4 protein-coding genes and 1 pseudogene are annotated in these 14265 nt (G+C 49.1%); all 5 read right to left on the minus strand.

The window, feature by feature from the left end; translation table 11 throughout:
* Positions 1 to 5: 5 nt before the first annotated feature.
* The gene (locus FQZ95_RS14415) at positions 6 to 1094 is read right to left on the minus strand and encodes an ATP-binding protein (protein WP_160530342.1); all 1089 of its coding nucleotides are present in this window, start codon (positions 1092 to 1094) and stop codon (positions 6 to 8) included.
* Positions 1095 to 2483: 1389 nt separating this feature from the next.
* Entirely contained in the window at positions 2484 to 2801 is a 318-nt protein-coding gene (yehK, locus tag FQZ95_RS14420) for a protein YehK (protein ID WP_032184577.1), read from the minus strand.
* Between the two features lie 60 nt (positions 2802 to 2861).
* Positions 2862 to 6524 (minus strand): DUF4132 domain-containing protein, encoded by a 3663-nt coding sequence (locus tag FQZ95_RS14425; RefSeq protein ID WP_160530343.1) that lies wholly within the window; start codon positions 6522 to 6524, stop codon positions 2862 to 2864.
* Between the two features lie 9 nt (positions 6525 to 6533).
* A pseudogene (locus FQZ95_RS14430) lies at positions 6534 to 10321 on the minus strand (DUF4132 domain-containing protein).
* Positions 10322 to 10333: 12 nt separating this feature from the next.
* Positions 10334 to 14131: a DUF4132 domain-containing protein gene (locus tag FQZ95_RS14435; protein ID WP_160530344.1), complete on the minus strand. Its 3798-nt coding sequence runs from the start codon at positions 14129 to 14131 to the stop codon at positions 10334 to 10336.
* Positions 14132 to 14265: the final 134 nt, after the last annotated feature.

Consider the following 14265-nt stretch of genomic DNA (forward strand, 5'->3'; position numbering starts at 1 on the left):
TTTCCTCACGGCAGGCGGTGGCGAGCTTGATAATAAGCCTGCCAGTGAGCTTCTTTATGTGTAGCGACACGTTGTTCGAAGTAACGGCGCAGACGTGCGCGATCTTCTTCGTTATCTTTGACGATGGTTCCGGCAATACAGTCCACCAGGTCGGCTGGCTCCCCCGCGCGATTCGCTAAAAACCAGGCGCGGACGCCCACAGCGTGGGCCACGTTCACGGCTTCAGCGGTGGACATAATCGCTGTCAGTGTATCCATTGACGTTTTCTTTTCGCCGTTGGCACGCAGATCGCGGAAGGTGCGGACCAGTAACTCAAGTACCGCGTCAGGCACTTTATGCGGAATACCGCTATGGGCCAACAAACGCGCCGAAGCACTGGCGATCAGTTCCAGCTCCTGGGCGAAATCCATAATCGGAAAGACAGTTTCAAAATCGAATCGACGTTTTAGTGCCGCGCTCATTTCATTAACGCCGCGATCGCGGGTATTGGCGGTGGCAATAATATTAAAGCCTTCCCGCGCATAGAGCTGACTGGCTTCACCAGTGAGTTCCGGCACCGTCATAACCCTGTCAGAAAGCATACCTAACAGACAGTCTTGTACTTCCAGTGGTGTACGCGTTATCTCTTCAAAACGGACAATTTTGCCGTCGCGCATTCCCTGGTAGAGCGGGGCAGGGACCAGCGCTTCCGTTGACGGACCATGATTAATAAGCAGGGCGTAGTTCCAGCCGTACTTGATTTGATCTTCGGTGGTAGATGCGCCGCCCTGGATAGTTAACCCAGCATCGCCGCTAATAGCGGTTGCCAGTAATTCAGACAGGAGAGATTTTGCGGTGCCAGGTTCCCCCACCAACATCAAACCGCGCCCGGTAGCAAGAGTGACTAACATGCGTTCGACAGCGGAGGGACTAATCACGACTTTACGGCTGATATTTTGCGCGCTATCGCCAAGAATAAAAGAACGGGCCGCAGGCAAACTTAACTGCCAACCGGGCGGGCAAGGTGCGTTATCATTTTGCTTTAATTTTGCCAGTTCATCGGCGTATAACACAGCGGCAGGCGGACGCTGCAGATGATTATTCTGCGGTGACATATATTCATCCCTGAAATGTATTAATCAAATAAACGATATTTTACGCGCAATAAATGTTTGGCGCATTAGTTGTTTGAGCGGAAAATATCTGGAAAGCAGATCACAGTAAATAAAAAAACCTGCTGGTGAGGCAGGTTCTTTTATTTACTACTTTGACGATAACTTGCTGATTGTGCAACATCGTGTTCCAACGAACGAATTATAACCACCGCTGGACCCCGTTGCAATTAAGATAATGAGATTTATAATCCTGACAGTTGGGAGGTTGCGCCGGATCGAACCAATTTCAAGTCCTGGCTACCGGACGGGTGGTGCCGCAGGTAGTGCCCTGATCCGGAGTGCAACATCGTGGTCCAACATACGTAAACCAGTATCGACAGGCAGTGTAAGGGTAAGATGCTGGTGTTGCGCTCCTTAATAAGGAGAGCGGATGGACACGCTGACACAAAAGTTAACCGTGCTCATTGCCGTACTGGAGTTATTAGTGGCTCTGTTACGGTTGATTGATTTGTTGAAGTAACGGGCAAATTGAAACGCATCTAAGGGGGAAAATACCGCTTCCCCCTTTAATAAAATGATTATTGCTTCCATTAATTCACCCGATAACTTTTTTCTTATTTATTAATTCATCGATTTTATAATCAACGTACCATTTGGCTGGGATGTGAATATTTATGGTGGCTATTGGCGAAAAATATCTGGAAACCAGATCGCGGAAAATAAAAAAACCTGCTGGTGAGGCAGGTTCTTTTATTTACAACTTTGACGTTAAGTTACTGATTATGCAACATGGCGCCCCAACGAACGAATTATAACGACCTACGGACCCCGTTGCAATTAAGATAATGAGATTTATAATCCTGACTGTTGGGAAGTTGCGCCGGATCGAACCAATTTCAAGTCCTGGCTACCGGACGGGTGGTGCCGCAGGTGGTGCTCTGATCCGGAGTGCAACATGGCGACTCAACATACGTAAACCAGTATCGACAGGCAGTGTAAGGGTAAGGTCCTGGTGTTGCGCTCCTTAATAAGGAGAGCGGATGGACACGCTGACACAAAAGTTAACTGTGCTCATTGCCGTACTGGAGTTATTAGTGGCTCTGTTACGGTTGATTGATTTGTTGAAGTAGCTGGCAAATCGAAACGCATCTAAGGGGGAATACCGTTTCCCCCTTTAATAAAGCTATACTCGCCATACTTCAAGTTGCATATGCTGCGGCTGCGGGTTATTCGGCCCATCCATGGACCTCACCCCTTACGGGGCCGCTACAAGTAGCGTTCAAATCCGCTCCATGCGGATTTGTCGTTCACTCCAGTCACTTACTTTAGTAAGCTCCTGGGGATTCACTCGCTTATCGCCTTCCTGCAACTTGAATTATTTAGAGTATATTATTCTATTTCTTGGTTGAATATATTCTGTAGTTCACGATTAAAAATGGCTATTACCGTTTCTGGTGATTCACCTCGTAATTTTCGCTCATCAATAAATTCATCTCTTATATAAATCAACGCATCATTTATTAGCGGGTCGACATCCTCTCGATCACGTTGATGAAATGTTGGACGTAGCCGGAATCGTTCCTGTCGATAGACGGAACCTGTAAATAATTCAGAGCATTTATGGATCTCAAGTCTGAAGGAAAACGGATCTTCAGGTACAGGGACTTCATAATCATAAGTAGCGACCAGCTCTTTTTGCACGATCATCGCTTTTCCCGGTGGTAAGTCGTGTTGATAACGGGCAGTCGCATCACTGCCCGCTGTGTTTTAATGGAAAATGACGTCAGGTGCGCTTAACGCTTCACTCAAATCAAACGTATCGAGTTCGGCAAAAGTGACAGATTTATTGTCACGGTACACTCGAAGAGAACGGAAGCTCATTAGCGCTTTGCTATCAGCACTGTAGTGGTTAAAACCGGGTGAAAACTTAAGGACCAGCCGATACTCGCCCAGGTCATAGACACATGCGTCCTCAAAACCTGACTCCCAGCCTTTGTATCGCATTCCCATAAGTTGCCCAACGGTTGCGGATTTACCTTCCCAGCGAGTCAGGCTGTTACTGGCTGACTCGTCAGGTGTGAGCAGCACTGTGCGCCGCATCAACTGGCGAAAAGGCGGCATAATTTCGTAATCGGCAAAAACCTGTGCAAATTCACTGCGCATTTCTGCTGTCATTTCTAACGGGTGGGCAATGCCAATCAGAGCATCCGCAGGCAGGTCAATTGGCTCATCTTGTGCGTTGCAGAACTCCCCCTCAGCGGCCACACGAAAGGCGTTGAGTAAACGACGCGGTTCATTTGCCGGATAAACCGCCCATATTAATCGCTGAGTAACCAGGCGAGTAAAGGGATGATTAACAAACAGAGAATGAAAATCTGCCAGCGACCAGCGTCGGGTGGTGCGTAGGGCAGTTTCAAGACGCGGGAGCAGGTTTTTGCTCACCTGAGTGGCATCTTTTTTTAGCCCTTTTAGTCGGGCCAGTGCCTCGGGCGCTTTCAGTTGATCGTCATCGGCGCGCAACCGGGGAACACTTTTCTGGCGAACGTTTTGCTGATCAAAGATAACCGGGTTGAGGTTTTCATCGAAGCGAACGGTAAACTGCCGGGGTCCAAAATCAAATATCAACGCCTGCGGATCATCCAGGCCCAGTGTTGGGACTAATCTGTCCGCTAACTCTTCCTGGCTTAGTCCACGATTTTCTGCGACCACCTGAAGAAATTCCGCCGCGTTATCACGTAAGGGACGGGATTTCGCCCGTTGCGATATATGATGCAGCTGTATCAGCGCCATATCATTATTCATCAGGGTAAGTATGTTCAGGCCACTGACGGCACGGGCAGATTTGCCTTCCTGTGGCCAGGCGAGGATCTGTGTTGTCAGATCCCGAGCCGTGCTTTCGTCACCAAAGAGACTTAACGCCAAAAAAGCCCAGTTGTCTTTTGCGGGGGCGCCAGCCTGTTGCCAGGCGGTGAAGAGATCCCAGGCAAAAGCGGCCAGCGTTTGTGGCTGGCAGAACGTTTTCAGTTGTTCCAGCCCACAATAAAAACGTCCGCCCTGGGTAAAGCGCAGCATTTCGCCGATAATTTCCAGAGCATCATCAGTAACAGGTTGATTATTATTTATAAGTCGTGGTCTGGACCACATTGTCGGATGCCAGAAATCAGGAGCTTTTGGAATGCGTGCTGGGTAAATCTCTATTGGACTCTGTTTAAGTAATTGCTCCAGGGCAGGCCATACATCTGTACGCTGCCAACGATTGGCTACAGTTTGTAGCAATTCGCCATGTCCTTGTTCATACAGTAAACGCAGAGCATTGAGTGCCGCTTCGCTGTTATCGCCAGACCTGGCAAAGATTAATGGGATCAGCGCCGTAGCCGTATGCTCCGGCCATTGTAAAATCCACTGGCGAGCCAGATTACGCTGGCCCGCAAAACGATGCCAGACGCGGGCAACGGGCAGCGCCAGTTCTGTTGCGCCAAAATGAATCAGCAGCGGAAATATCTCTTTGGGATGTCGGGCAAAGGCGGTGATTAATCCGGGCAAAGCATCGGTACCCAGGACACTTAACAGATATTCTACCCCGGTGTAATGAAAATCAGCCGCGACAATTTGTTGCCAGCACGATACCGCCATTTCGCGCGGCATTTGCGCGATAAGATACAGGTTCCATACTCCCCAACGCTTTTCATCAGTGTAATTAAATTTGCGTTGGAAAGTTCGCCACCCCTCCATCAACGCAACACTATCTTGTGCCAGTAATGCGCTGGCGGCCTCTTCCCGGTAGTGTTTATTTTCATTCTGTTTTGCCTGATAATTGAGCAATCTTCCTACTGAAGTATGTGTCTCTAGTTGATCGGTATCCAGAGCATCCAATTGTCCTTTGAGAATAAACTCATTAAACTTCCACCTGTGATCTTCAAAACCTAATTCCCGCAAGAAGGTATCGGTTCCTCTGCTAGCGAGACGTTCGTCAAAAGGCATGGCGCTAAAATGGCTGATTGTAGTTTGCTGTTCCTGCGTCCAGTGTTCCTGGGACGACCTGTACGCTTGCGGTACAAGCGTAAGTTCAGGTAGCGAAAAGTGAGTTATGGAAGTCTTTTTCCTGCCACGCCATGGTGGTGAAACGAGGATTTCAGGCAGACTGCTGTTATCGGTGCTATCAATAACCGGTTTTGGCGATGCCGATAAATAACTATTCACCACTGCCTGGGCTTGAGTACTTAACCACGGCATCACCTCTTCTGCCAGTTGTGGCTGCGATGCCATCAGCGTTTGTAACAGCGTATGCCAGTATTCATCACGTGCTTTTTGCTGTGCAGGCAGCTTTTTGTCTTCGATGATAGGATAACCAGGGCGCGTAGGGGGGGCTTTTAACGCCAGTAGTTCTGCCAGTGCGGCGAGCGTCGCATGGGGAAAGTTTTTACTGTATTTAGCCACACGCTGCAGGCTGGGTTTGTTTTTATCGGCAACTAACAGCAAGATGCGAATAACTTGCGGATGGTTAATTTGTACCAGCAGGCTACCGCAATCTTCTTTATGGGCATACATCGCGAGGCGTGGAACGGCTGCAATTCCTTGTTCGCGCAAAAGGGCGGCGCAGGCCGCGTAGCCGAAGTGGTTTTCATGCGACATGTAGCTGGCTTCGCGATCGCTAAATATATCCTGGCTCCAGTAGCGTTCGAGTTTTCTCACCGCTCTGGGGTCATTAGCAACAACTTTTAACCACTCCTTAGAATGAAAATGAGTCCGCGGGCATTCAAGGCCTACCAACTCATTGGCGATTTCTGGTTTCTCCGGGAGGATGAGTGCAATAAAAGGACGGCGAACTTGGGGTAGTCCTGGCAGTGCGGCAATGAGTTTGTCGGCGCAACGCTGCCAGCAGCTTTCCTCTGCCAGAGAGAGATGCTTACGTAGTCGGAGATCGAATTCGTTATAGGTTTCTGAGCGATAACCATAACCATAACCATAGCCATAGCCATAGTCCTCCTTCTGATACTGCAATGTTACTACCAGAGGATCGCTCTCATAACACCGCGCAATAAACTGGCGTGCAATCACCACCTCAGTCGCATATTCCAGCCCCTCTTGTTGGACGATTTCGTCGAGCAACTGTTGGCTGTCATTTTGCGCGATACAGGCTAGCGCCGCCATTGTCCGGGCCGGAATTGAGGGTTTGTGCTCGCCGATCAAGTTGATGGCTTGCGTAATGGCCGACTGCCACTCCAGTGAAAAATTTTCATAACGCCAGACAATGTTTTTTTTCTTCTCAGCAATGTGTAGCAATTTATCACCCAGTGTCTGGATGAGGCTTTCAGTGATAACAGGCACTGGTTCGCCCGGCCAATTGCGATGGCTGAGTGGTGTTTTGCCTTTTTTATATTTCAGTTCCAGTTGGGCGTTATCCGCCAGCCACGGTAATTCCTTGTCCATGTTCTTTCCTTATTCAAACAGGGCTTCAATATCATTAATCAACTCGCTGGCGGTGATGTCATCGAGTGCGGAGAACTGCGCTTCCTGTGTTGAATGACTCCCCCAGCCATAGCTTTCTGCTTTGCCTTCCCATAGCCACAGCTTGCTTAAGAGTTGCTCGGCACTGAGTTCGGCTGGCGACATACCAACTGCAAATCCTTCATCGATTTCCATGATTAATGACCAGCGGCCCAGAGGTTTGATCATCCAGCCGATCCAGCCTCCGTCTTGCGGTTCACCACGCACCCAGCCTTTATTCGACAGCCCCATAACCCGACCGCTCGGGCATTTTCTGCCTGCCCAGCGGGTTAGTTCGCTGGCATTGCGCTCGGTTTCTGTCAGGGCGTAACTGTTACGGTCGAGCTGGCGGAACGGCGGTAGCAGTTCGTAGTCGGCAAAAAGCTGACCAAAGGCGGCAGCATCCGTGGGTGATATTTCCAGAACGTGAGGAATGCCAACAGAGATATCGCCTTCCGGCAGGGTGAAAAGATCATCGTCAGCGGTGCTGTAGCTGTTATCTTCTGCCACCCGGAAACAGGCCAGTAGCTCGTTTTCGGTGCTATAAACGCCCCAAATCAGACGGCGGGTTAAGTGGCGAACCAGCGGATGCTCAACCAGGAATAGCTGGAAGTTTTCCGGCGACCAGCGGCGGCGCAGGCACATGGCGGATTCCAGCCTTGCCACCTGCTGGGCGGCAACGGTACGCGCATCTTTTTTCAGCAGTTTGTAGCGGTTAACTGCATCGTTCGCTTGAGTTTCATCATCGCTTTTGTTCGGTTTAGGCAAGTCTTTCAGGCGGCTGCCGGAAGCATCACGCACAAACGGTTTTAAGGTTTCATCAAAGCTGACGGTGAACTGCCGTGGCCCGAAATCCAGCAGCAGCGAACCGTTATCATCCAGACCGAGATCGGGCGCTAAGCGATCTTCAAGTTCTGCCACTGTGAGTTCGCGGCTTTCGGCAATGTCGGCAATTTTTTCTTTTGCCCGCTCCTGTAATGCTTTGAATTTCAGTTTCTGAGCAATGCCGTTAAGCTGCATCAGGGCGATATCGCTGCCGATAGCGGCGAGGATATCAAGCCCGACGGTGGCACGTTTATGCTGGGATTCACCAGGCCAGGCGCGGATTAATGGCGTCAGTTTGCGGGCGGTGTCATCGTTACCGAGAACACCTAATGCAGTGAACGCCCAGCTCTCTTTCGACGGCACGCCAGCGGTCTGCCAGGCGGTAAACAGATCCCAGGCAAACTCAGCCAGTGAGTCGGCAGTACAGGCGTCTTTCACCTGTAATAACCCCGGATACAGAGTATCTTCCTGAGGGAAGCGGAGCATTTTACCGAGGTGGAAGAGGGCGCTATCTGGCAGTGATTGGGCGTTTGCTTTTAATACCGGGCGTGTCCAGAGCGATGGCTGATAAAAGGCCGGAAGTGTCGGGATTTTAGTCGGGTGATTATCTAAGGGATCGAGCGCAAGTAGAGCGTTCACCGCATCGGTTACTTCCGGCTGGTTATAACGCTGGGCGATTTCTTGCAGTAATGACGGATAACCACTTTCAATCAACATACGTAAGGCGGCGCGGGCGTTATCCTGGGCTTCACCAGCTTTGCCGAGTGCCGCAGGCAACAGGCCGGTAATGGCATGTTCCGGATATTTCAGCAGCCAGGTGCGGGCGTCTTGTCGTAGAGTTTTGAGTTTGTTAAAGGCGCGGGCGACGGCAGGAGCCAGTTCCGTTGCGGCAAAATAATTAGCAACCGCAAAACCTTCTTGAGGGTAGCGTGAAAACGAGTGTAGAAAACCACTCATACCTGCCAGTCGCAAATAAAGCATGACAGGTTTTACCGCGGTATGCGGCTCTTTGCTGAGAAACTCCCATAGTTTAATCGCTTTTTGCATAGGTAAAAAGGGAAGTGAGTTGAGATGCCACTCCCCCTGATACGGTGCATGGTGGGCTTTAAATATTTGGATGAGTGTAGCGAAGTCCTCACGTTCCCATGCGTCAATTGCCGAGTCAGAAGCGCCGATATATTTATATGTGTCAAAATCCCAGCGGCGATACCCCAGCGAGTAAAGGAAATCTTTAGCACCTTCACCTGGCTTATGCGATTCCCAGTCCCAATGAGTTTGAAACTCTTTTGCTTCTGTGTCGGTTATTGTGCATATGGATTTGAGTTTGAGCGGTGCTAAATCCAACACCGGAATCGTCGATTTTTTCTTTTTCGAAAGCCAGGGAGGGGAGACTAATACGGCAGGCAACATATCGGCGCAGGCATGGTTTGAGGGCTGTGTCAGTTGTTGCTGGCATGATTTCAGCATTGCAGCTGCGGGTGTCGAAAGCCAGGGAATGACCTGTTCTGCCAGTGCTGGTTGCGAGATAAGCATCGTCATTAGCATAATGCGCCAACTATTCTCTTCTTTTTGCACTAGAAGTTCCGCCAGTGCTGCCAGTGCTGCGTGTGGGAACGCAGCGCAGGCTTTCGTCATTCGATCGTGACAGCGTTTAGTATGCCCGGCTACACGTATGAGCAGTGTTAATGCGAACGGATGATTGATATGACGCAATACATCTGCGCAGTAGTCACTTGCGGCATAGGGAGCAAATCGGGGCAGGGCTGCAACACCTTGCTCCTGTAATACGGTGGCTGACAATATCGCACCACAATAGTAATCATCAAAAATGGCATATGGCTCGTGATATTTTTCTAATGAGGCAAGAATGTGCTCATCAGTCGCCACTATTTTTAGCCACTCAAGCGAGGGTAATTTTTTTTCCCCAGTAGACGCTGGGCAATTTCATGTGCAATTTCTGGTTTTTCGGGTAATAACAAAGCAATTAATGGTTGCCGCCATTCTGGAATATGTGGAATTGCGGCAATAAGTTTTTGCGCACATTTTTGCCAGAGAGACTCTTCCGCCAGTGATAAATGTTTCCGTAGGCGTAATTCAAAACTGGAATATTGCTGCAAGTTATCAGGTGCAATGCCAGACGGCAGAATAATAATGATATTATTCGCATAATTCCATTCAATATCAATCTGTTGAAGGTGTATTATTACATCAGTAGCATATTCCAGACCGCCTTCCTGAATGATCTGATCCATAACATCCTCACGCACTTTATATCTTGTGCATTTCATTTCAAGTGCCGTGAGTACAGCCATTACTGGTGATGGTAACTGTGTTGTTTTCAGGCAGTCGATCTGACTGATCGCCTGGGCGACGGTGTTTTGCCATACTAAAGAACAGGCGCTGAAGTCAAATGTGGCTGTTTTATTATCCCGTTGCGACACGCTACAGGCTAAGCGACGTAACTGGGTCAAGTTGTCTGCTTGCTGAACAGGAACTCCGGGAAAGCGGCGATGGCTTAACGTGGTGTGTACAACTTCGGGCGGAAAAACGACAGCAATATCTTTCGCCAGCCACGGTAAAACATCATCTGTATTTTTGTCAGCCACACGGGCTTCTGCTACGCAAAAGGGTTGTTCCTGAATAATGGTGGATAAGGCCGCTACCTTGAGAGAATCCGTTACCGTTTGGGAAGGTTGCAAAGAATTATCCTTCGCTTGCCCCACATACCCCTTCTTCACCTTCTCCGCAATCAGCCTCAGTTCCGCTTTTTCCGCCGCCGCAGCATCAGCAAAGCTTTTTACCTGGCTTTGCCCGTTGGTACTGACTTTGCCCCAACTAATATGCAGCTCGTTTCCCTGTTGCTCCACTGCCCAGAATTTATGTGATTTTTCGTCCTGATAAATATAGGTTTTCATTGCTAATTCCTTTTAATCAAACAGTGATTCGATGTCGTTAATCAGCTCGCTGGCGGTGATGTCGTCGAGCACGGAGAAAGTGGGTGAGGATTGTTTACCATAGCGATCATAAGGGGCAGTGATTTTTACGCTTTCGACAGGCAGCAGGTCGCTATACCCCGTTTCGCCATAAATCAATGAAAAAGGTTCTGTTTCAAGTTCGAGAGCGCCATAAGGGGTAGATTTGCGCATCGCATAGACGCTGCCGCTTTCTTCCAGACGTTGCCAGCCTCTGCGTTCCAGCCCGACAATGCGTCCGGCCTGGCAGAGACGTCCGTCCCAGCGTGACAATTCATGGGTATCACGCTCGTTATCCGCAAGGTGGTAACAACCACGATCAAGCTGTTGGAAAGGGGGAAGCAGTTCGTAATCAATGTATATTTGCCTGAATGCAGCGGCGGATTCAGGGGAGATTTCCAGCACATGCGGAATACCGATGTTTCCTGCTGGCAGCGTGAATAGCTCATCCTGCACATCGCTGTAAGTGCTGTCTTCTGCCACGCGAAAACAGGTAATAAGGGCGTTTTCATCGTTATAAACCCCCCATAACAGCCGTCGGGTTAAGTGACGTACCAGCGGATGCTCCACCAGAAACAGGCGGAACTGTTTTGCCGTCCAGCGTCTGCGCTGACACATAGCCTGCTCCAGACGATCAATCTGCTGACTGGCAATGGCGCGCACATCTTTTTTCAACTGTTTGAAGAGGTTAACTGCGTCAGTTGCCAGTGTTTTATCATCGCTCTGGTTGGGCTTAGGTAAATCTTTCAGGAGTTTGCTGTTTGCATCGCGCACTACAGGTTTTAAGGTTTCGTCAAAACCAACGGTAAATTGACGTGGGCCGAAATCAAGTATCAGCGAGCCACTGCTATCAAGCCCTAAATCTGGAGCCAGGCGGTCTTCCAGTTCAGCCATAGTCAGCCCACGGTTTTCAGCAACTATGTTGATTTTCTCGCGGGCATGTTCCTGTAATGCTTTGAATTTAATCTTTTGTGCAATGCCATTAAGCAGCATCAGCGCAATATCGCTACCGATACTGGCTAACACATCCAGCCCAGAAACCGCGCGTTTATGCTGGGATTCACCCGGCCAGGCCCGGATAAGCGGGGTTAGTTTACGCGCGGTGTCGTCATTGCCTAAAATCCCCAGCGAGGTAAATGCCCAGTTTTCTTTTGCGGGAGCGCCAGCTTCCATCCATGCCGTGTAGAGATCCCAGCCAAAGTCAGCCAGTGATTCCCGGGTGAAGGTCTCTTTGATGATCGCCAGCCCAGCGTAGGCGGTAATGTCGCGAGGAAAGCTCAGCATAGTGCCCAGGTGGCGCATAGCGTCATCTGGTAGAGGCAGGTTGTTACTTTTAAGCCGTGGTCTGCGCCATAAGGTGAACTGATAAAAGCCGGGCAGTGGGGCGATTTTTGCGGGATATTCTTCCAGAGGATCGCTATCAAATAATGTTGCCAGCGCAGCTAAAACATCAGGTTGATTATATCCTTGCGCGATTTTCTCAATCGTTTCTCGCTGGTTTAATTTCACTAGCAGGCGGAGCGCCTGGCGGGCATATTCCCGATTTTGGCACGGTTTGCCCAGCGCCAAAGGCAGTAGCCCGGCGGCGGCATGGCGCGGGTTATTTGCCAGCCAATTAACGGCATCCTTGTAAGCCATTTTTTTCTGTAACCGCTGCGCCATTGGTAAGGCTAGTTCACTGGCCCCAATAAAGAGGGTGAATATCCACAGTCGTTGATGATCTCGTTGCAAGCAGGTCATAAACGCAGGAATGGCCGTACTACCAAAAACTGCCAGAATCTCTTTCTCACCTGAATATCGCTCCTCAATGATTATTTGGTTGAGAAATGAAATCGCCTGTTGTCCCGGTAAGTAACAAAGCGCAGATAAATTCCAGCTTTTGTTGGCATTGTTGTGATATTTCGCAAACTCAGCTTTTAGTGCTGGAAAATCAAAGCGCAACAAGGCATCAACAGCGCTTTGCGGTATGTATTTTTTTTCATGTAAGTCATCTTCGCAATGCAGCCATACATTAAAACCTAATTGCCAAAGGATTTGTTGTTCTGGTGTAAAAGGAATGAAAGATGTCTCCCAGCTTTCTTTTTCAATTAGCGGCAGGTCGGTAAATAAGGTTTGCTGTGATGACTGATATTGCGCGATTTCACTGAATCTGGATATGTCAGTGTGACTGATTAACTCTGTAATTCCAGGTGTGATGTCAGTGACGGAAGGGATGGGAAGTACCGGTAAATCAAATACGGGTATTACATTCTTTTTCTTATTTATTGCCCACGGTGGAGCGACAAGCAGTTCTGGCAACATATCCGCAGTGGCATACTCACATTCTTCAGCGACTAACTGAGGACGACATTCAGATAAGATGCCTGCCGCTTTAGCACTAACCCAGGGAACGACGTCGCGTACTAACTCTGGCGTGACGGTAACCAGTTTGACAAGCGCGTTGCGCCACTGTGCATCTTCATGTATTGCCAGCAAAGTAGCATAAGCGGCAATAGCCGCAGCGGGATGTTTTTGGCAGGCTTTGCTTAAGTATTCCAGGTGCTTTTTCTTGCCATTTACACCGAGGATCAGAATTTGAATCGCATCCGGGTGATTCGTTTTCCATAGCCATTTGACAAGATCTTCAGTCTCGCTGATGCGCTCGAAGAGATAAGTGGGATTGTCAGAATGCTCTTCCACAAACTCAGTAAGTATCCGGCTTACACCGCGCACGCCATTATTCGCCAGCAACATTGCCAGATAAGCGCGAAAATCACGATGTAATGGTGGGAAGTCGTATTTTTCGGTTGTAGTCAGAGCAGCGTCATTGGTTACCACCAGTCTTAACCAGGTCATCGCCGGGACGTTTTGATCTGCATAATGTAGTGCCATAGCATTGGCAATATCCGGGCGTTCAGGGATCAGTAATGCAGCAAAAGGTTGCCGTGCGGGGGATAGCGTCGGAATTGCGGCGAGTACTTTATCTACACAGCGTTGCCACTCATCTTCTGAAGCGAGTGAAAGATGATGGCATAGACGTTGATGCCAGTTCGGTAGCGATTCTGCTTCGTGATCTGGAGGAATAATGGTCGTGACGACGCCTTTTACTGATTTATATTTTAGTTGAAGAGCGAGAAGGGCAATTTCAACGGTAGTTTCCAGACCACAGCGAATGATTAAGTCATCGACCAGTTCATCTTGAGAGTAAGAATTCCAGAAACTCCAGAGCAATGCCGCATCAGATTGCGCACTCCCTGTCTGTTTATTACCCAGAATTCGCATTTGTAACTCAGTAAAAGCCTGCTGCCAGTTTTCTGGATAAGAACGGTAATTGTTGTCGGGGTCATATGCCCTGGTGTTATTCGCGATGCGCTTCCATATTTGACCATCTTTGTGCAGATAATTGATATCTCTGGGGCGAGAGCGATGTGGAAAAGCAAATCGGTTAATATCGTCGGTTACCGGAATGGCTGCATCATCAGCCAGCCATAGGCGTTTGTTTTTACTCTCGGGTGAAGTTTTAACGTCAGGAGTGACTTTGGTGACGGGGGGGATATGCACGTTTGCCGAAGCGTCTTCCACATAGCCTTTTTTCGTTTTCTCAGTGATAAGCTTCAGTTCCGCTTTTTCCGCCGCCGCAGCATCCGCAAAGCTTTTTATCTGGCTTTGCCCTTGGGTGCCAACTTTTCCCCAACTGATATGCAACTCGTTACCTTGCTGTCCCACCGCCCAGAATTTATGCGATTTTTCGTCCTGATAGATATAACTCTTCATCCGCGTTCCCTGTATTTATATCCAGTTATAAGCGGATGCTAGCAGTTAATGAAAAAAATTAAGAGCGTTAAACAAACAAGAAAACAACTTTAGGAATTCATAAAGAAAAGGCGCTGTCGATGCAGCGCCTTGAA

It is taken from the genome of Escherichia sp. HH41S (genome assembly GCF_009820115.1).
Taxonomy (GTDB): domain Bacteria; phylum Pseudomonadota; class Gammaproteobacteria; order Enterobacterales; family Enterobacteriaceae; genus Escherichia; species Escherichia coli_F.